Below are 16771 nucleotides of genomic sequence, written 5' to 3'. Positions count from 1 at the left end.
GACTTTGACATGCGACTCCCGAAGCTTACGTCGATCCTCGCCGGTTCCGTGCTCATGTTTGCGGCAGCGGCAGCGGCGCAATCCATGAGCAAGCAACTCAAGGAACCGCAGGCCGTGCCGCTCGATTTCCTGACATGGATCCAGCGCGATCCGGCTTGGCTGCAGCAACAGATGGCTACGCTCGGCGCCGCCGGCGGTGTGAAAATCGGCAATGACATGCTCGAAACAACAGACGTGGAGGCGTTGAAGGCAGTTAACCGCATCCGCAGCTTCGCCTACCTCGCGGCGAAGGGATTGAATCCGCCCTATTTCGACCTGTCTGTCGCCGGCGCGGATAAGACCGTCCGATGCATCACCTCAAATCCCAGGAGCATCGCGCCCGACATCGGGCCGATGGACTTTGCGAGGACGTCATTTCCGGCGGAGGCCGCCGACCAAACCGAACTGAAATCCTGCACGGTCACAGGCAAGGGTGGAGACTATGCCGGCCTTGAACGGGCCGCCTTTCGAGACCGCTACTTCAACGCGTCAGGTACATTGAAGCCGGAATTCCGCGACCTCGGCGACGATCCAGCTTTCAAAGCCAAGGCGATTGACGAGGGCTTCTTCCTGACGACAGAGGACTATAGCGGCCTGTTGCAGCTGGACTTGCGGTAAGCGGCTACGAGTAGCAGCAACAGCCGCGAGCGTCTGGGCTGGCCCAGACGCTCGCGTCCTGCTGCCTTGAGTCAGGCATCGCTGGCTCGGCAAGCTGCGCCCTCTACCGTGTAACAGATCACCAATATGGCGAGCTGGAGGTGCCGCCGGGGCATCGCGACTTAACGCGAATGATCGCAAGATAGCGCTTAAGACCAGCCACACTCGACGATGAGCAGCATGTTGGCTTGGCGCGCCCCAAGCTGTCCATCGGCCCGCTGTGGTCATTTCCGCGTGGAGTATTCCTCCGGGAGTGGTAGAAGACCAAGGTTCGGCATGCGGTAGTCAGGCTCCTTCTCCGCGACAATGGCCAGCACCTCGTGCAATTTGTCGACCAGCCCACAAAGTTGCCAAAACAACGGGCCGCTTGCTTTCAAGTTGCGTTGCGCAGAAAGCACCGCGTCGCGGAGGCCTAGTGCCTCCCTTATGATCTCCTCAGCGTGCCGAGCAAACAGTCTGTCATACCGGCCTTTTCGTCTGCCCATGTGTATCTCCTTGGCTGTAAGCACCCGCCCAACACGCCGTCAAAATAGGAACATATTCCTCGCCGAGTCAATTTCGCTCTTGACATTTTTGTTCCCGTTTTGTTCAATTGAACAGAAACGATTGGAGGCATCGCCATGGACCACATCGTGACGCTGGACAGCCGCCAGGAGGCCGCCCTTCAGGCCATCGCCGACAAGTTCATTGCATTGCACAAGGGCGATGCGGTGAAGGCATTGAAGGAGATGATCGTGCTGAATGGACACTTGCATGAACGGCTTGATGAACTCTCGGCTCCGCGTCCGGCAAACATTAGGAGGAACGACAATGGGCATTATTCGCCTCGATGCTGAAGCCAAAGCTGAACTCCATTCTGAAGCGGTCAAGCTTATCGCCCGATACGAAAGCCCCCTTGAGACCGTAAAGGCGCTCATGGCGTATAACTGCGAGCTTGAGACTCAAATTCTGGCCCTCGCTCACCGGCACCCAGGATTGGTAGCGCTGGGTTACGACGACACGCCGCCAATCTTGGGATGAGCCATGGATATCGGAACGGCCGCCATGTCGCACGACGGGTATGGTGATGACGGCGAGTGACTCAGGATATTCGAGCCCAGAGGATTCGCGACAAATATGCCAACCCGGGCCAGCCGGTGACGACAGCTCGCTTGTTTGCGGCATGACGGGGTCAAGTTGACCATGCAGGATCTTATCAGCTTTTTGGAAGCCAACTCCGCGCTGATGCTGGCCAACCCGGCCGCCTTTGCCAGTTTTGCGGTTCTTTTCGGAGGAGGCGGATTTGCGGTCGGCCGCTATTTGTTGACCGAGCGTCTCGCCAATCTGGAAAGCCGCATTGCCAGGCGTGACGAGGAAATCGCTGAGTTAAAAACCGGGAAAGTACAAAATGACGAGCCGTCGATGGTGCCCATAGTCGGCACCGCTGCAATAGGCTCATTCAGTCGAAGCGACCCTGTAGCTCTGGCCATCGGACGAGCCCAATGCATCCGGCCCGGCAACAGCAAATGAAGGACGACGAGTATACCGAAGGCCAGTTGTCCTCTGCAAAAAGGACGGAAAATGATTGTTTACTGCCTTCCACCCACGATAGCTGCACCCTTGGCCAATCACGGTCCAGCTGAGCAGCAGAGCGAAGGCCGGATGCCATGCACCGGGTGACACCAATGACACGCCAGTCTGTTGCTGAAGATCTCGAAAGCGCAGCCCAGCGCATAGGCGACATCTCCCGCGCGGATTTGCAGATCCTCCTGCGTCGCGCTGCTTTGATGCTTCGAAACGTCGGTGGTGTGCCGCTGGAGCCCGCGACCGCAGATGCACTCGATTCCGTAGCAGCCGAGATGAAAATCGGCAGGCCAGACCTTATTCAGATCATTTTGCGAGAATGGCTGGAAACCAATGCCTATTTGCCGGTTCGGACGATCGATGAGGAAAGCGAGACGGACGGGAGCGCGTAACTACCCTCAGCTAGGCTGCGGAACTCATAAAAGCGAAGCGACGGTCTGATGACCCCCAAGGTCATGCTCGACAAGAATGCGCCACTGGCACTTTCATCGGTATAAACGGGCTTTGGCGCCAACGGCCCGGTGGAGAAACTCTACAAACGGTTCAATATGCCGCAAAGCCGGTACCACATATCGACCGGCGGTCTGTATGCCCATTTCAGGAACACCGGCTCGATGATTCCCAGCACGCTCGAAGCACAACGCGAGCCTGCATCGCAGCACACACCCCCGACGACTTCAGGCCATGGCTGCGGCCCCCGTCGGCTATCTGGTGGACGAAACCCTATGGCATTCTGGTCCGACGGAACGCCATTGGGCGGCCTCAAGCACTGTCGCCCCAGTTCTCCCACAACTAACGGCACCGGCATGGCATTGAAGGAGAAGACGGTTCGGTAGGCGCCGCCTTGTCCGGTCGTTCCGGCTATCAGCCCTGCCTTGGGTGGGGCGAGGCTGGCTTCTCTGCGGCGGCACGCGAAAGCGTCCGGGGAAGGCCTCGGCTCATTTGGTTTTGGTTTCTCCGTGTTTGAGGATTTGAGGAACGGTTCAGCTTGAGGGCTGCGGCATGTAACCTGCGGCAATTCTCATGGACGATCGGCTATGTGTATCTATACACAACATGAAGAGTGCCAATGTCATTCACAGGGTCATTCACAGGCTGTTGGCGGATGGTTGGTGCGAAGTGGCTCGAAAAGGAAGTCACGCCCAGTTCAAGCACAATGCCAAGCCGGGCCGAGTAACAGTACCGCACCCCAAGCGCGACATCCCGATCGGCACTCTCAAGAGCATCGAAAGACAATCCGGCGTGAAGCTGAGGTAGAGAAATGCGCAATTACATCGGACTGATCCACAAGGAAACGGACAGCGACTTCGGCGTCTCCTTTCCCGATTTTCCGGGCCTGGTGACGGCTGGCGTCAGCCTGGATGATGCCCGCGCCATGGCCGAGGAAGCACTGGCCTTTCATGTCGAGGGGTTGGTCGAGGATGGCGAAGCCATTCCCGAGCCGTCCTCCCTCGAGGAAGTGATGTCGGACAAGGACAATCTGAGCGGTGTCGCCATCCTGGTTTCCTTGAAAGCCGAAGCGGCGAAAGTCGTGCGCGTCAATGTCACCATTCCCGAAGATGTTCTCGACGAGATCGACCAATATGCGGAGCGCCACGGCTACAGCCGATCCGGATTTTTGACTGCGGCGGCGAAAAAGGTGATGCAGATCGAGGCAGCGTAGCCTCTCGAAGGTCGACTTGAGATGAAGCTCTGTGGTCCTGTTCGGTGACATTTCCTTCCGGACCGGAGCTGTCAGACAAAAACAACCATGTCTCATTTCGTGAGGCACGGTGCCTATGTTCCGCCGCAAATGCGACCGTACTTGGCAAAATCAGCCTGCGTATTAGTTCATAAACTTCAAGGGAGTATCAGACGATGACCATGTCCAGAGCCATTGCCGCCATGTTCGTAACCGCCGCGCTGGCAGGCTGCGCGCAGACCGAAGCACAGCAGAGAACCAGCACCGGTGCGCTGCTCGGCGCCGGCGCCGGCGCGCTTGCCGGCCAGGCGATCGGCGGCAACACCAAGAGCACGGTCATCGGTGCCGGAGCCGGCGCCTTGCTGGGCGCCGTCGTCGGCAACGCCACCACGCCGCAGCCGCGCAGCGAACAGCTTTGCCGCTATCAGGATCGCACCAGCGGCCGCATCTACACCGCCCCTTGCGACGACCGATACTACAACGGCGATTACTGACCGTTTGCGCCTCTCCCGTTCACTATTACGGGGAGAACGCCCAACATGGGGGTGAGGGGCAGTGCAGTTCTGAAATGCTGGCACCGCCCTCACCTGCCTGTCGGCAGATCTCTCTCTGATCGAGGCTGTCGATCGGCGCCTCGTCGAGCACAGCGAGCGCCATGTTGGCGATGTCGGGCGGGATGATGGGCATGGCTCAGGCCTCCGGCTGTGTGGTTGGTCGGGGAAACGGGGCATGGTGCCTCCACGGCAAAAAGCCGCTTCAAGGCGGCTGGGGACTTGTGATTTTGATTGGGCAGAACCTTGCACGTCTCGTGCATGGAGCGGATCACGACGCGAACCGCCCGTCAGGAAATGGCGTGGCAGACGCTGCGTGATCCGACTTTTTCCCATTCGACCAAGTAAGACGGCAATGCTTGGGCTATTGCAGTTTCACGACACCGCCGCGCAACGCGGCGATGTCTTGAGTGAATGTGTCAGCCGATGCGTGCGCTGGTCGAGATCCCTGCTTCGGATGACTTGGCAAAGGCGCTTGCTTTCATCCTTCCGGCACCTCCCGCCATAGCCAAGCCCTTGTCCAGGGCATCCTGAAGAGTTGGTGTGTAGTAGGCGGTGTTTTCGAGGCCGCTGAAGAAGTTTATGCGATGAACTTCCCCCTTCTTGCTCATGACAATGCCCGCTTTTCGGAGCACTTCCTGAACTGTTTTGTACTTCATATTCAAAGTTGCCTCCCTTGCCCAGACAGGCAGCATCGCCCTTTCTTGTAACTGTTTGGTGCCGTCAATTGAGCAAAGGGCAACATGATGTTGTGGCGAATAAGTTAGCATCGATCTGGTACAGCGCAGCGGGTGAACTTGGGATTCGCCAAAGTGGCCGACCTGGCGTCCCGAAGGGGCGGGACGTCGGACGCCCTCCCCTTCGCCCGATCAGGCCTCGGTCGTCTTCAGCGCGAAACTCGACGCCGTGCGGTCCCAGTTGGCCGCCAGCGCTAGCTCGGCGTCGTTGGCGAGTTCGCCGGCCGAACCCAACGATTGGGACGCGGTGTCCCAGCGACGCGATGGTGGCGGCGCTCGCCACCAGGACCGCGCATCCCTTGGCCTACAAGGCCAGCATGATTGACGTCGCCCGCAGCTCCAATGACAGAGCGCTGGAGCAGCTCGAACCCGCCTGGCGGCTGGTCATGTGCCGGGCTTGACCGCCTCGAGCGCCGGGCTCCGGCCAAAGCGCTGCACGACGAAACGGCCCATCTTCTGGCCGGGCACCTCGATCAGCGTGTAGGTGATCCAGGACAGCAGGCAGACCACCGGCAAGACGACGGCAACAACGACCGCGAAGCGCAGCGGCGCCGACAATTCGTGGCCGAACTGGGTGATGACCAGAGCCGCGACCGGCTGAAGAACCAGCAGATGGATGAGATAGATGCTGAAGGAAAGCTCACCCATCAAATGAAAGAACCTGTTGGCGAGTGTCATGGCAATCTTTCTGGCCACGATGCCCATCATTCCCGGCAGCATCCGGTAGAGAACCAGGGCAAAGAAACCCACGACGAGCGCTTCGCGCATCAAAAACTTGCCAAGCCCGTAGCCGCCGCCGAAGGGCAGCGCCGCCAGAGCCATGGCCAACGCCAGATGCACGAAAGGCCGCTTCTGCCTTTGATGGACGACGCCCGCCAGCAGCATCCCACACAGGAAAATCTGCATCTTCAGCGGCAGGAACGACGGCATCGGAAAATGCACAGACAATTGCCCCATCAACAACACGATCGCGCTGCCGATCGCCGCGACCAGAATGGCGCTCCATACCCAGTCAAGCCTGCGCACCAGCAGCATGACCGCCGGGAATAGTGCGTAGAACTGCATCTCCAGCCCCAGGCTCCAGTCCGGCAGCGGCGTGCGATAGGCGAAATTCGGCACCAGGCCGAACAGGAACAGCAGATGGGCGCCGATATTCTTCAGGCCGCTGTCGAGATAACGTTCGGGCGCCTGCGGCGACCGCAGCAGGAACTCGTCGATGACCATCCTGGACTGGTAGAGATAGGGGCCGAGCGCCAGGGCAACGAAGAGCATGACATAGAACAGCGGCGCTATCCTGAAATAGCGGCGGGTCCAGAATTTCAGCCAGGTTTCCGGCCTTTGCCAGGGTTCCTTGTCCTGGCGCAACTGGTAGTGGAACACCATCAGGAAGCCGGACAGCATGATGAACAGATCGACGCCGAGATCCGGTTCGCCGAGGATGGGAATCTGCCAGCCGGTCAACAGCAGGCAGTGCCCTATCAGCACCCAGATCGCGGCGAGCGCCCGAAGCCCGTCCAGGCACTCGATGCGCGATGCTTCCCTCATGCCGGACTTTTCGATAGCCATGTTGCAATGCAGCATGGCGGCTGAGGGAGGAATGTCAATCGTGCGGGAGGAACACGAATTGCGCTCGGTTGTTACGCAAAATGTGCAAGGCCATGATTTGCATGGACGCACATCTGTATGGTTGACTGCAATCTAAAATGGCGATTAGGCGCGGTTACGACGAGTTAATCCGAGCTGCTCTTGAACGACGTGCCGCGCCAAAGCGTCGATCGGACGTGAGCCGGATGCCGATTGCCCTGCTGAAAGGCAATCGTGCCGGTCAGCATTTGATCCGCATCAATGATCAATTCCCTGCCTGCTTTCGGTGGGTAGCTGGAGCGGCAGAGGATGTAGCAATCACCGACGTCACTAAGGATATCCCGACTGTCGATGCTCTTGGCAAAGAACCAAACCAACCAACCTCTCGCTCACTCCCAGGGAGCTTAACGATGTTGAACCTCGACGCCCCGATCCATCCGGGAGAAATCCTTCGCGAGGAATATCTCGCACCGCTTGGCCTGAAGCCCTATACGCTGGCGAAGAAGCTGCATGTACCGCGCACCCGCATCGAGCGCTTGACGCACGAGGCGACCCCGGTCACTCCGGATACCGCTCTGCGCCTGGCCAAGTTCTTCGGCACCACACCCCAGTTCTGGATGAACATGCAGGCTAGCTATGACCTCGCCGTCCAAGGCAGAGCGAAGCAAGCCGAGATTGCTAAGATCGAACAGCTCGAAGTCGCGGCCTGAACAGTTTTGCGATCGCGGCGCCCGATTGAAGACGAACTGGCCCTGGAGCCCGCATGGCTACGAAGAGCCAGGCGGGCGAGGCCGCATCTTGGGCATACTATTCGCCCTTCCGGTCTGCGACAGCCGTGAACGACATCATCGGTCAATCCAGCGCGCGGAGATAGCGGATGGGGCGCCCACCAGCAATCCGGTCGGCGGCTGTCGCTATGGAATTGGCGTCGATTCCGAAGTGCCGGTAAAGATCACCGATTGTCCCCGACTGGCCAAAGTGCTCGACGCCGAGACTACGCGTGCGATGGCCGCAGACTGAGCCCAGCCAGCCGAGCGCGGCCGGATGGCCGTCGGCGACGGTGACGATCGCACAATGGGCTGGAAGGTCGGCGAACAGCCGTTCGATATGGCTTCTGGCATGAACAAGGCCGCGTTCGCGTGCGCGGCTTGCCGCCGTCCAGCCTGCGTTCAACCGATCGGCCGAAGTCACCGCCAAAAGACCGACGTCGCGACGATCCTCCGCCATCATGCCGACCGCCTCGATGGCTTCCGGCGCGACGGCGCCTGTATAAGCGACGATCACCTCGGCATTCGGACCCGGACGCCGCAGCCAATAGCCGCCGTCGACAATGTCCTGCTCAAGGTCCTGCGTCATAGTACGAATGATCTGCTCAACCGGGCGCGTCGAGAGCCGCAGATAGACCGAGCCGCCGGTCTCGTCACGCAGCCAGGTGCGCTCCGACTGGACGGCGTCGCCGTCGCGCTGCATGTAATCCAGTGCAAAACGCGTGATGATGCTCAACTCATCGACGAATGCCGGCTCGTAAGCCGCAAGCCCGTCCTGCGCCATGCCGATCAACTGGGTGGCGATCGACTGATGCGCGCCACCCTCCGGCGCCAGCGTGACGCCCGACGGGGTGGCAGCTAGCAGAAAGCGCGCATCCTGGTAGCAGGCATAGTTGAGCGCATCGAGACCGCGCTGGATGAACGGATCGTAGAGCGTGCCGATCGGCAACAGCCGTTTGCCGAAGACCGAATGCGACAGCCCGAGGGCCGACAGCAGGATGAACAGATTGTTCTCGGCAATGCCGAGCTCGATGTGCTGGCCGGCGGGGCCGAATTCCCATTTCTGCGCCGAGGCTATGCGTTCGCTGCGGAAGGTGTCGGCAAGCGAGCGACGCGCGAACAGGCCGCGCCGGTTGACCCAGGGTCCGAGATTGGTTGAAACGGTGACATCGGGCGATGTCGTGACGATAGCGTCGGCAAGCGGCCCGCCGGCCCGTGCAATTTCATCCAGTATCCTGCCGAAGCCGACCTGGGTGGAGACGCTGCCCTTGGCTTCCGGGCCGAGGCGATCAGGGACCAGGATGCGTTGGGCGTGCCGGCGGCGTCGGCCTTTCGCCGCAAAAGGTACCGCATCAAGGAAACGTCGGAGGTCAACCTTGCCGATATCCAAGCCTTCGAAGGCATCCCACTCCCGCCCCTCACCGATCGACATCGAGGCGCGAAAGACTGCCATCTGATCCTTGGTCATCAGCCCGGCATGATTGTCTTTGTGGCCGGCCAGCGGCAGGCAGAAACCCTTGATGGTATAGGCGATGAAGCACGTCGGCCGGTCGTTGCCGCGCGCCCTCTCGAAAGCTTCGATCAGGCACTGCAGGTCGTGGCCGCCGAGATTTGTCATTAGCGCCGCGAGTTCGGCATCGGAGCGCCGGTCGAGAAGCGATTTCAGGCCCGGCTTTTCGCCTATATCGGCAAGCAGCCGCTTGCGCCAGGCGCCGCCGCCTTGAAAGGTCAGCGCCGAATAAAGCTGGTTCGGGCAGCCGTCGATCCAGGCCTTCAACGCCTCGCCGCCCGGCTCAGCAAAAGCGGCTTCGAGCAGCTTGCCGTATTTGAGGATGACCACATCCCAGCCGAAATTCCTGAAGATGCTTTCGAAGCGTTCCCAAAGACCTTCGCGCACAACGGCATCGAGGCTCTGGCGATTGTAGTCAACGATCCACCAGCAGTTGCGCAGGCCATGTTTCCAGCCTTCGAGCAGCGCCTCGAAGATGTTGCCTTCGTCCATCTCGGCATCGCCGATCAGCGCCACCATGCGGCCCTCGGGCATGCTTTCGTCGCGAGCGCTGAGATAATCCTGCACAAGGGAGGCAAACAGCGTCTGCGCGACGCCGAGACCTACCGAGCCGGTAGAGAAATCGACGTCGTCGACATCCTTGGTCCGCGATGGATAGCTTTGCGCGCCACCGAAGGCGCGAAACCCTTCGAGCTTTTCCCTCGTCTGATTGCCCAGCAGATACTGGATGGCGTGAAACACCGGCGAGGCGTGCGGCTTCACTGCGATTCGGTCGTCCGGCCTCAGCACCAAGAAATATAGCGCGGTCATGATCGTCACCAGCGAGGCCGAGGACGCCTGGTGTCCGCCAACCTTCAAGCCGTCCGTGTTTTCGCGCAGGTGATTGGCGCTATGGATCATCCATGTCGACAGCCAGAGCACTTTCTTCTCCAACGCCGAAAGTGCCGCCAGTTTTTGTTTGTCCATGCTGCAAGTCTCCCGGTTGCGATCGCCACAATTATAGGCCTGAGCAAAAACCGATTGTCGCTAAACTTGCATGAGATTGGCAGCTGCATTAGCTGGTTTCGGCAATATCGACCGATGGAGTAAAGTTCCATGCCAAAACGCCGACTGGACGATATCGACCGAAAGATCATTGCCGCGCTGCAGGTCGACGGGAGGATGACGGCGCAGCAGCTTGCCGACCGGGTCGGCCTTTCGGCCTCGCCCTGCGCCCGCCGGGTCCGCCTGATGGAGGATATGGGGGTGATCACTGGCTATGCTGCCCTGATCGACCAGGACATGGTCGATCTGCCGATCTCGGTGTTCGCCTCGATCAAGCTTGAGCGCCAGCGCGAGAGCGAGCTGAAGCGGTTCAACGTGGCGATCGCACGCTGGCCGGAGGTGGTCGATTGCTATCTGATGACTGGCCAGCGTGATTATCTGCTGCGTGTGGTGGTGCGCGACCTGCACGCCTATGAGCGCTTCCTGAAGGAAAAGCTGACGCGGCTCGATGGCGTCTCCTCGATCGAGTCCAGCTTCGCGCTTGCGCAGATCAAGCGGTCGAACCGGTTGCCGGTCGAGACATGATTTTTTCGAGCGAAAGGGGAACCGCATCTCGCTTCGGAGCAAGTCGGCAATATGGGTTCGGAACGGCCGATACTGTTTGCGAGGTCGGCCATTTCGCCTGGCTGCAGTTGCACCTTATCCATCATGCTTGCAGCGATCACATGGAGGTCTTCTCTTGAGCCTCAATGCTGTCAAGGGGCTTTTGACGAATCAGCTGCCGGCGCGCGCGGTCGGCTCAAGCAACCGACTGGCCACTAAACCTACCCAGCCGATGGCTCGGGAGGCCAGTATGGCCTCTGCAGGCTGATGCGAAGGATCGGGAAGTCCCACACTGATCCGGGTCGGATTGTTCTCGCGAGGCTCCAGGGTTCTGGTCGCTTCGCTGTTGCCTAGTCATTGTGCGTCTCGACCGGAGTTCGCGCGATCTTTGGCTTCCCCTTGCCACCGGCACGTTCGCGATCATCGGCGTCGATCGAAATGTCGAGCTGAGAATTCAAAGGCTGAAAACGATCGGGCCGGCGCAACCCACTGTCGGCCAGGTGCTTGCATCCGTGCAACGCGTCATCTGTCCTAAACAGCCTATTCTATTGCCTCCCGGCCCGAAATTTCTTCTACGAGAATCCGGAAGAAAACGTGCGGCGAGCTGTCTGACACGGGAGGTGTGATCGGCCTGAGGGCACCAGGCTCCCACCAGTCCGTGTGCTTGCTCAACACTGCCCACGCGTGACCGCGTTGAAACTCGTGGCCGGTCCGGTCACTCAGTTCTTCAAAGCGGCCCTCGACAATGACGCTTCTCCATCCGCGTCCTTGGCCGTGTTCCTCGACCTGGGCGCACACCAAAGGATTGGCTCTCATCCATTCGATCTTCTTGCCAAGCAAGGAAAACGCATAGAGGTGAGTGTCAGCGTAGGCGTAGTTGAAACACACGACGTAGGGTTGCCCGTCCTTCGCGCATGCCAAGTGGCCGATACGATTGGCCGCCAGCAACTTCGTACATTCCAATGAAGACAGCGTGCGGATCAGCATCGATGCGATCTCCTGTTTCTCGCCACTGACACCACAATTTCACACCTGGCAGCTTCACTTCAATGACGTGGATCAAACTGCGGCCGCGCTCGTTCGGGCAGATCGTCAAGAGCCGGTGCCGAGTAGATGAGAGCCCCAACGGTGGCATCATGGACAGTGATGGTGGCGCGTCCATCACCGATGTGCGCGTATGTTGAGCGAGACAGATGCCCCTTGACTCACGTTAACGGGCGTCGCCGCGACCCCGCTGGCGTGGAAGCCACCATCGCTGCGCAAGCGGCCCCCGGCTCCTCTGGCGATGGCTGACTTCGAGGGTGCATGTCGATCTGGACGGCCGCACGCGCCCGATCGGCGCGTGGCTTCAGGATCCGCACCCTTTTCCGCTGGAGGCGGCACATTTGTACTGATGCGTGGTGCCTTTGGTCCTACTGCCGGACTGGGGACCTTCCGTTCCATAGGCGACTCGGCGCCGGATAGCCGGGTCGTCGCCCATGCAGCACGCAGCATCGCCGAACGCGAAGATGGTGCCCGTTCGCGCCCTTGCGAAAAGCGACTACCTGTTCGGCGCAGCCGAAGAGGCGCGGCTTAGCGCGCTCAGCTTCTGCTCGGTTGCGACGACGGTTTCCAGGCCGATCCGTACCGGGTTGCTGCCCTAATCGAACTTCGTCGGTTGCTCCAAATCACAGAGCAGATTCTCCGGAAACGCGGACACGGTTGAGGACCGGCTGCGGGTGGGATCCTGCGCGAGCGTAGTCGCGGCCCCACATTGCCGTGAAAAGAACAAGACACGCGGGAATAAACCGCGTCCTGCCCTGGTCTTCCATGCATAGGCTGCTGATTGACCCCGACGGAGCACCACACTGCAAGCCCCCACACTGACGAGCGCCACCCCGTCGGTCGGCGGATTCTGGAAGCCCCTAGAAGGCGACAGGTTTGTCGCCTTAGGTTGGTTGGCTCCGCCCCAGTTCATCGTGAGACCCTGCTCCGGTCGGGGTAGAGAATGCCCGGTGTTCGCGGGTGTGGTCCTGATCGTGAATGCGGCAATCCTTGCGCTCCGAACGCTTGCATCGTTGCAGTCCAGAGGGTGATTGACATCGATGAGACATTTGCCTTCACATTCACGGCTGGCGCCCCGGCAAAGTTCTGCCGGATTCATTCGCAAGGAACCACCCTTGCCCCACGAGCACTCAAGGCCGGGCGCACATGAAAGCGCACCCATGCCGAGCAGCAATGCGCAGGCCGATCGCTTCGGCGAAGTGATCATGCCTCATCTCGCCGACGCACTTTCCCTTGCCCGTTGGCTGACCGGCAATGCCACGGACGCCGAGGATGTCGTGCAGGACGCCTGCATGAAGGCGCATGCAAGCATCGCCAGCTATGCCGGCGGCAATGCACGAGCGTGGCTGCTCTCCATCGTTCGTAATTCCTGCTACACATGGCTGGCGCGAAATCGCCCGCGCAGCATCGTGTCCGTGGGTGACCTCCACGATCTCGACGAGATGAGCGCCGCTCACGCGGCGGATGGACCCGAAAGCGAAAGCCCGGAGGCGTGCCTCATCGCCAAGGCCGACATATCGGCCCTCGAATCGGCGATAGCCGCCTTGCCGCATCCCTTTCGCGAGACGCTCGTGCTGAGAGACATCAATGGTCTCTCCTACCGCGATATCGCGGCCATGCTGGACGTGCCAATGGGTACCGTGATGTCACGGCTGGCGCGAGCGCGCGGCCTGCTGATCTCTGAATTTGGGAGGGCGCAATGAGTGCGCACAATGACGGATTGCCCGAGGACGCTGCAGGCATGAACCTGATGCTGCACGCGTTGGTCGATGGCGAGCTTGATGCCGCGGCAGCAATAGCGGTCGAGCGTCGCATGGCCGCCGATCCCAGTCTCGCGGCCGAACATGCCCGCATCGTTGCCTTGCAAGGGGTTGTGAGTTCGCTTCCGAAGCCGAAAGCAAGCGACGCCCTCAGCGCACGCATCGCAGCCATGGCCGCGGCCGACAATGTGCAGGTGCTGCGGCCCAGGGCGGCCCCGGTACAGGCGAAGCCCGCACGAACGGTGTGGTCGGCGCGAAGCTTCGGCTCATTCGACTGGCGTGCCATGGCGGCCTCGATCATGATCAGCGCCGTGCTGGCCAGCGGAGCGACGCAATGGGCGATGCGGAGCGCGCCCGATAGCTTCACCGCCGGCGTGGCCAGCGGCCATCGTCGCAGCCTGCTCGCGACCAGCCCGGTGGATGTCGTCTCGTCGGACCGGCACACGGTAAAGCCTTGGCTCGACGCTAGGCTCGGGCTTTCACCGCCCGCGCCAGACATGGCCAAGGAGGGATTTGCGCTCGTCGGCGGCAGGGTCGAGGTCATCGGCGGCCGCCCGGTGCCGGCATTGGTGTATCGCCATCGTGAGCACTTGATCACACTTGTCGCCGAGCCTCAAAATGGCGGGGCGGCAACCGAGCCGGTCGATCTTTCGGAGGGCGGCTTCTCGCTGGTGCAATGGAGCGACGGCGCGTTCTCCTATTGGGCGATCTCCGACATGGAGCGGCCCGAACTCGACGATTTCGTGGCGCGCTTCCGCGCCGCCGCCGTGACCGGCTGATATCCGTCTTTCCAGAACACACGTGAAATGCGCCGCTGTGATAGCCGCAGGTCCTACGCGCCCGAAGCTGACGGGCCCTACCGGCCCAATCATACCGACTTCGGACGCGAGGCGCATGCCCGCAATTGATCTCTCGGCTTGACCTAAACTCCCAGCCGAGTGCGGCGCTCCGGAGCGCGCTCGCCAGCTCATTTCATCCATCCCATCGCCCGCGTGTTCGGGCCGCGCCTGCCAGCATAGTCCAGGCCCGCCAGCCGCTGGATTTCTGCCGTCCAAAAAAATTCTTGGCAGCTCGGGAATAAAGCGAAGCCCCGCCGGGTCTTGCTGTGTAGCGGGGCCGTTCTCCGCACGTACTTCAATCCCAAAACAAGGAAACCTCGAAATGAACAGAATCACATTCGCTGCAGTCGCCATGCTGCTCGCAACTGGCACTGCATTTGCTGGCAGCGACCATTACGGCTCGAACAGCGCCAACCAGCCGGCCGCGACTGTCGACCATAGCCATACCGCTTCGATCCAGGCCTCCGACATCGGGCGCCAGAACGGCGTCGACACCAAGGTGACGACCGGGCCGAGCCAGATGACTGTTCAGGACATCATCGCCCAGCACAACCGCGACGGCATCTGGGGCCGCTGATCGCGGTCCGTCAATCAACTCCAAAACATCTCAACTCTCGAAATCAGGAATTATCGACATGAAAAAGATCGCTCTTACCGCTGCCGCCATCCTCGTTGCGACGAGCAGCGCTTTCGCTGACATCGACCATTATGGCTCGAATAGTGCCAACCAGCCGGTGGCCAATGTCGACAAGTCTTACACGGCTTCGATCCAGAAGCCGGCCATGGCTCAGCACAAGCTCAAGCTGACCACGAAGTCTGACGCGGACGAACCCGGGCAGGGCATCTGGGGTAACTGAGGTCGAATCCGCATTCAGGGACGGAGGGCCAGGGGCGCTCCTCATCCCTGGAAATCACCGTTTCCCACAGGAGATCACCATGTTCAACATGACACGCCGCACACTGCTTGGATCCGCTGCCGCCGCTGCCGCCTTCGGCCTTGCCGGAAAGCTGGAATTCACACGTCCCGCATTCGCCGAAACGCCGGTCGAGCCTGCCGTTGGCTTCTATAAATACAAGGTCGGCGATATCGAGGTCACCGCGATCTACGATGGTATCTGGCGCAAGCCGCACGACCCTGCCTTCATCAAGGATGTCTCCGTCGAGGACACCAAGGCAGCGCTTGCCAAGGCCGGCTTGACCACGGACTTCATGCCCATCCCGCTCACCGTCGTCGTTCTCAAGATGAATGGCAGGCTAATCATGATGGATGCCGGATCGGGCGTCGGCCAGTGGCAGACCAATGCCACCCATCTGCCGGCCAACATGGCCGCGGCCGGCATCGACTACACGACGATTGACACCATCATGATCTCGCATTTCCATCCCGATCACGTCTGGGGTCTGATGGAAAAGGGCACCAGCAAGCCGGTCTTCCCAAACGCCGAACTCATCGTCCATTCGACGGAATACAATTGGTGGACCGACCCTGCCCGCCTTGCAAAACTGCCGGAAGGCCGCAAGCCGGCCGGCAAGCGCATCGCCGAGAACTTCCCGAAATGGAAGAACTGGAAACTGGTCGAGGATGGGGCCGAAGTCGTGCCCGGCGTCCAGATCATCGCCGCGCCCGGCCATACGCCCGGCCACTCGGTGTATCTGGCGAACTCCGGCAAGGAACAGATCATGATTTCGGCCGACACGATGTATGTGCCGGCGCTGCTGGCGCCGCATCCGGAATGGCAAGGCAGCTACGACCAGGACGGGCCGACGGCGATCGCCACGCGGCACAAGTTGATCGATCGCGTGATTGCCGATGACATACGAATCGCAGGATCCCATTTCCCCTTCCCTGGCACCGGCACCTTCGTCAAGGACGGCAACGCCTATGGCTTCTCCCCGGTGCAGATCTGAACGGGAGCACAAGAAAGCGAGAGAGACAATGAACCACAAAGTTTTCGGGAAACCTGCCCTTTTCGGGCTCCTAGGTGCCCTGACGGTCCTGACCGTCATGCCCTTCGCCGTCACCGTGCCGGCCTATGCCGTGGACAACATCGAAGGCGACGACGCACCGGACCTCACCGGCATCAAAGCCAAGATCGAGGCCAAGAACTATACGGGCGCGCTGGCCGACCTTCGCGACCTTGCGCAAGACACCCAACAGGCCGACGTCTACAACCTGCTCGGCTTCACGTTGCGCAAGACCGGCGACTACGAGACGGCGCTAACTTACTACAACAAGGCGCTCGAACTGAAGCCGGACCATAAGGCCGCGCGCGAGTACCTCGGCGAGCTGTATGTCGCGACCGGCCATATGGCCAAGGCCAGGGAGCAGCTAGCGTCGCTGACGCAGTTGTGCCCGGCCGGATGTGAGGAGCGCGCGGACCTGCAAAAGGCCATCGACACCAAAGTGACCAAGTAGCCAAGGCAGGCGCCTCGGGGCGCCTGCCATTTCTTT

General features: G+C 60.6%; 23 protein-coding genes. 17 read left to right on the top strand and 6 right to left on the bottom strand.

The window, feature by feature from the left end; genetic code table 11:
* Positions 1–9: 9 nt before the first annotated feature.
* Positions 10–657 carry a hypothetical protein gene (locus AC0L2X_RS22440; RefSeq protein ID WP_473559967.1) on the top strand — a complete coding sequence of 216 codons (648 nt, stop codon included), beginning with the start codon at positions 10–12 and terminating at the stop codon, positions 655–657.
* A gap of 263 nt (positions 658–920) precedes the next feature.
* Here AC0L2X_RS22440 and AC0L2X_RS22435 read toward each other — a convergent pair whose 3' ends face one another.
* Positions 921–1181 (bottom strand): hypothetical protein, encoded by a 261-nt coding sequence (locus AC0L2X_RS22435; protein ID WP_473600373.1) that lies wholly within the window; start codon positions 1179–1181, stop codon positions 921–923.
* 135 nt (positions 1182–1316) lie between these two features.
* Here AC0L2X_RS22435 and AC0L2X_RS22430 point away from each other — a divergent pair, with 135 nt between their 5' ends.
* The 7 genes from AC0L2X_RS22430 (at position 1317) to AC0L2X_RS22400 (ending at position 4434) form a co-directional block, all read left to right on the top strand.
* Positions 1317–1532, top strand: a complete 216-nt coding sequence (locus AC0L2X_RS22430) for a hypothetical protein (RefSeq protein WP_473600372.1) — start codon at positions 1317–1319, stop codon at positions 1530–1532.
* Positions 1507–1716 carry a hypothetical protein gene (locus AC0L2X_RS22425; RefSeq protein WP_352566596.1) on the top strand — a complete coding sequence of 70 codons (210 nt, stop codon included), beginning with the start codon at positions 1507–1509 and terminating at the stop codon, positions 1714–1716. Before AC0L2X_RS22430 ends, AC0L2X_RS22425 begins: the two co-directional genes overlap by 26 nt.
* Positions 1717–1878: 162 nt before the next feature.
* Positions 1879–2205: a hypothetical protein gene (locus tag AC0L2X_RS22420; RefSeq protein WP_473600371.1), complete on the top strand. Its 327-nt coding sequence runs from the start codon at positions 1879–1881 to the stop codon at positions 2203–2205.
* 155 nt (positions 2206–2360) lie between these two features.
* Positions 2361–2651: a hypothetical protein gene (locus AC0L2X_RS22415; RefSeq protein ID WP_473559972.1), complete on the top strand. Its 291-nt coding sequence runs from the start codon at positions 2361–2363 to the stop codon at positions 2649–2651.
* Between the two features lie 664 nt (positions 2652–3315).
* Positions 3316–3516, top strand: a complete 201-nt coding sequence (locus AC0L2X_RS22410) for a type II toxin-antitoxin system HicA family toxin (RefSeq protein WP_473560105.1) — start codon at positions 3316–3318, stop codon at positions 3514–3516.
* Between the two features lie 4 nt (positions 3517–3520).
* Entirely contained in the window at positions 3521–3922 is a 402-nt protein-coding gene (locus tag AC0L2X_RS22405; protein ID WP_473600370.1) for a type II toxin-antitoxin system HicB family antitoxin, read from the top strand.
* Between the two features lie 194 nt (positions 3923–4116).
* The gene (locus tag AC0L2X_RS22400; protein ID WP_292654509.1) at positions 4117–4434 is read left to right on the top strand and encodes a YMGG-like glycine zipper-containing protein; all 318 of its coding nucleotides are present in this window, start codon (positions 4117–4119) and stop codon (positions 4432–4434) included.
* 25 nt (positions 4435–4459) lie between these two features.
* Here the strand turns inward: AC0L2X_RS22400 and AC0L2X_RS22395 are convergent, their stop codons facing one another.
* From AC0L2X_RS22395 to AC0L2X_RS22385, 3 genes are all read right to left on the bottom strand, one after another.
* Positions 4460–4627 carry a hypothetical protein gene (locus AC0L2X_RS22395; protein ID WP_473559975.1) on the bottom strand — a complete coding sequence of 56 codons (168 nt, stop codon included), beginning with the start codon at positions 4625–4627 and terminating at the stop codon, positions 4460–4462.
* Positions 4628–4910: 283 nt separating this feature from the next.
* On the bottom strand, positions 4911–5186 hold the full coding sequence (locus AC0L2X_RS22390) for a hypothetical protein (protein WP_473600369.1): 276 nt from the start codon (positions 5184–5186) through the stop codon (positions 4911–4913).
* A 426-nt stretch (positions 5187–5612) separates the two neighbouring features.
* Positions 5613–6794, bottom strand: a complete 1182-nt coding sequence (locus AC0L2X_RS22385; RefSeq protein WP_473600368.1) for an acyltransferase family protein — start codon at positions 6792–6794, stop codon at positions 5613–5615.
* Positions 6795–7018: 224 nt separating this feature from the next.
* Here AC0L2X_RS22385 and AC0L2X_RS22380 point away from each other — a divergent pair, with 224 nt between their 5' ends.
* A complete protein-coding gene (locus tag AC0L2X_RS22380) occupies positions 7019–7522 on the top strand; it encodes a HigA family addiction module antitoxin (RefSeq protein WP_473600367.1) in 504 nt (167 codons plus the stop codon).
* A gap of 142 nt (positions 7523–7664) precedes the next feature.
* Here AC0L2X_RS22380 and AC0L2X_RS22375 read toward each other — a convergent pair whose 3' ends face one another.
* Positions 7665–10055: a transketolase-like TK C-terminal-containing protein gene (locus tag AC0L2X_RS22375; RefSeq protein ID WP_473600366.1), complete on the bottom strand. Its 2391-nt coding sequence runs from the start codon at positions 10053–10055 to the stop codon at positions 7665–7667.
* Between the two features lie 129 nt (positions 10056–10184).
* On the opposite strand from AC0L2X_RS22375, the gene AC0L2X_RS22370 reads away from it, so the two are divergent.
* Entirely contained in the window at positions 10185–10658 is a 474-nt protein-coding gene (locus AC0L2X_RS22370; RefSeq protein WP_473600365.1) for an Lrp/AsnC family transcriptional regulator, read from the top strand.
* A 558-nt stretch (positions 10659–11216) separates the two neighbouring features.
* Here AC0L2X_RS22370 and AC0L2X_RS22365 read toward each other — a convergent pair.
* Positions 11217–11663 (bottom strand): pyridoxamine 5'-phosphate oxidase family protein, encoded by a 447-nt coding sequence (locus AC0L2X_RS22365; protein WP_473559987.1) that lies wholly within the window; start codon positions 11661–11663, stop codon positions 11217–11219.
* A gap of 491 nt (positions 11664–12154) precedes the next feature.
* Here AC0L2X_RS22365 and AC0L2X_RS22360 point away from each other — a divergent pair, with 491 nt between their 5' ends.
* From AC0L2X_RS22360 to AC0L2X_RS22330, 7 genes are all read left to right on the top strand, one after another.
* On the top strand, positions 12155–12319 hold the full coding sequence (locus tag AC0L2X_RS22360; RefSeq protein ID WP_473600364.1) for a hypothetical protein: 165 nt from the start codon (positions 12155–12157) through the stop codon (positions 12317–12319).
* Positions 12320–12880: 561 nt separating this feature from the next.
* Positions 12881–13423 carry a sigma-70 family RNA polymerase sigma factor gene (locus AC0L2X_RS22355; protein WP_473600363.1) on the top strand — a complete coding sequence of 181 codons (543 nt, stop codon included), beginning with the start codon at positions 12881–12883 and terminating at the stop codon, positions 13421–13423.
* Positions 13420–14259, top strand: coding sequence for an anti-sigma factor family protein (locus tag AC0L2X_RS22350; RefSeq protein ID WP_473600362.1), 840 nt, complete (start codon positions 13420–13422; stop codon positions 14257–14259). Before AC0L2X_RS22355 ends, AC0L2X_RS22350 begins: the two co-directional genes overlap by 4 nt.
* Before the next feature lie 382 nt (positions 14260–14641).
* Positions 14642–14896, top strand: coding sequence for a DUF680 domain-containing protein (locus AC0L2X_RS22345; RefSeq protein ID WP_473600361.1), 255 nt, complete (start codon positions 14642–14644; stop codon positions 14894–14896).
* Between the two features lie 58 nt (positions 14897–14954).
* Positions 14955–15176 (top strand): DUF680 domain-containing protein, encoded by a 222-nt coding sequence (locus AC0L2X_RS22340; RefSeq protein WP_473600360.1) that lies wholly within the window; start codon positions 14955–14957, stop codon positions 15174–15176.
* Positions 15177–15255: 79 nt separating this feature from the next.
* Positions 15256–16227: an MBL fold metallo-hydrolase gene (locus tag AC0L2X_RS22335; protein WP_473600359.1), complete on the top strand. Its 972-nt coding sequence runs from the start codon at positions 15256–15258 to the stop codon at positions 16225–16227.
* A gap of 97 nt (positions 16228–16324) precedes the next feature.
* A complete protein-coding gene (locus AC0L2X_RS22330) occupies positions 16325–16735 on the top strand; it encodes a tetratricopeptide repeat protein (protein ID WP_473600390.1) in 411 nt (136 codons plus the stop codon).
* Positions 16736–16771: the final 36 nt, after the last annotated feature.

The organism is Mesorhizobium sp. WSM4828, from assembly GCF_055811175.1.
Note: the sequence above shows the minus strand (reverse complement) of the source record. Positions and strands in the feature narration are given on the sequence as shown.

Excerpts from the sequence above, each read along its gene's own strand:
- AC0L2X_RS22440 (WP_473559967.1), top strand. The coding sequence starts at position 10 with ATGCGACTCCCGAAGCTTACGTCGATCCTCGCCGGTTCCGTGCTCATG.
- AC0L2X_RS22435 (WP_473600373.1), bottom strand. The coding sequence starts at position 1,181 with ATGGGCAGACGAAAAGGCCGGTATGACAGACTGTTTGCTCGGCACGCT.
- AC0L2X_RS22430 (WP_473600372.1), top strand. The coding sequence starts at position 1,317 with ATGGACCACATCGTGACGCTGGACAGCCGCCAGGAGGCCGCCCTTCAG.
- AC0L2X_RS22425 (WP_352566596.1), top strand. The coding sequence starts at position 1,507 with ATGGGCATTATTCGCCTCGATGCTGAAGCCAAAGCTGAACTCCATTCT.
- AC0L2X_RS22420 (WP_473600371.1), top strand. The coding sequence starts at position 1,879 with ATGCAGGATCTTATCAGCTTTTTGGAAGCCAACTCCGCGCTGATGCTG.
- AC0L2X_RS22415 (WP_473559972.1), top strand. The coding sequence starts at position 2,361 with ATGACACGCCAGTCTGTTGCTGAAGATCTCGAAAGCGCAGCCCAGCGC.
- AC0L2X_RS22410 (WP_473560105.1), top strand. The coding sequence starts at position 3,316 with ATGAAGAGTGCCAATGTCATTCACAGGGTCATTCACAGGCTGTTGGCG.
- AC0L2X_RS22405 (WP_473600370.1), top strand. The coding sequence starts at position 3,521 with ATGCGCAATTACATCGGACTGATCCACAAGGAAACGGACAGCGACTTC.
- AC0L2X_RS22400 (WP_292654509.1), top strand. The coding sequence starts at position 4,117 with ATGACCATGTCCAGAGCCATTGCCGCCATGTTCGTAACCGCCGCGCTG.
- AC0L2X_RS22395 (WP_473559975.1), bottom strand. The coding sequence starts at position 4,627 with ATGCCCATCATCCCGCCCGACATCGCCAACATGGCGCTCGCTGTGCTC.
- AC0L2X_RS22390 (WP_473600369.1), bottom strand. The coding sequence starts at position 5,186 with ATGCTGCCTGTCTGGGCAAGGGAGGCAACTTTGAATATGAAGTACAAA.
- AC0L2X_RS22385 (WP_473600368.1), bottom strand. The coding sequence starts at position 6,794 with ATGGCTATCGAAAAGTCCGGCATGAGGGAAGCATCGCGCATCGAGTGC.
- AC0L2X_RS22380 (WP_473600367.1), top strand. The coding sequence starts at position 7,019 with ATGCCGATTGCCCTGCTGAAAGGCAATCGTGCCGGTCAGCATTTGATC.
- AC0L2X_RS22375 (WP_473600366.1), bottom strand. The coding sequence starts at position 10,055 with ATGGACAAACAAAAACTGGCGGCACTTTCGGCGTTGGAGAAGAAAGTG.
- AC0L2X_RS22370 (WP_473600365.1), top strand. The coding sequence starts at position 10,185 with ATGCCAAAACGCCGACTGGACGATATCGACCGAAAGATCATTGCCGCG.
- AC0L2X_RS22365 (WP_473559987.1), bottom strand. The coding sequence starts at position 11,663 with ATGCTGATCCGCACGCTGTCTTCATTGGAATGTACGAAGTTGCTGGCG.
- AC0L2X_RS22360 (WP_473600364.1), top strand. The coding sequence starts at position 12,155 with ATGCAGCACGCAGCATCGCCGAACGCGAAGATGGTGCCCGTTCGCGCC.
- AC0L2X_RS22355 (WP_473600363.1), top strand. The coding sequence starts at position 12,881 with ATGCCGAGCAGCAATGCGCAGGCCGATCGCTTCGGCGAAGTGATCATG.
- AC0L2X_RS22350 (WP_473600362.1), top strand. The coding sequence starts at position 13,420 with ATGAGTGCGCACAATGACGGATTGCCCGAGGACGCTGCAGGCATGAAC.
- AC0L2X_RS22345 (WP_473600361.1), top strand. The coding sequence starts at position 14,642 with ATGAACAGAATCACATTCGCTGCAGTCGCCATGCTGCTCGCAACTGGC.
- AC0L2X_RS22340 (WP_473600360.1), top strand. The coding sequence starts at position 14,955 with ATGAAAAAGATCGCTCTTACCGCTGCCGCCATCCTCGTTGCGACGAGC.
- AC0L2X_RS22335 (WP_473600359.1), top strand. The coding sequence starts at position 15,256 with ATGTTCAACATGACACGCCGCACACTGCTTGGATCCGCTGCCGCCGCT.
- AC0L2X_RS22330 (WP_473600390.1), top strand. The coding sequence starts at position 16,325 with ATGCCCTTCGCCGTCACCGTGCCGGCCTATGCCGTGGACAACATCGAA.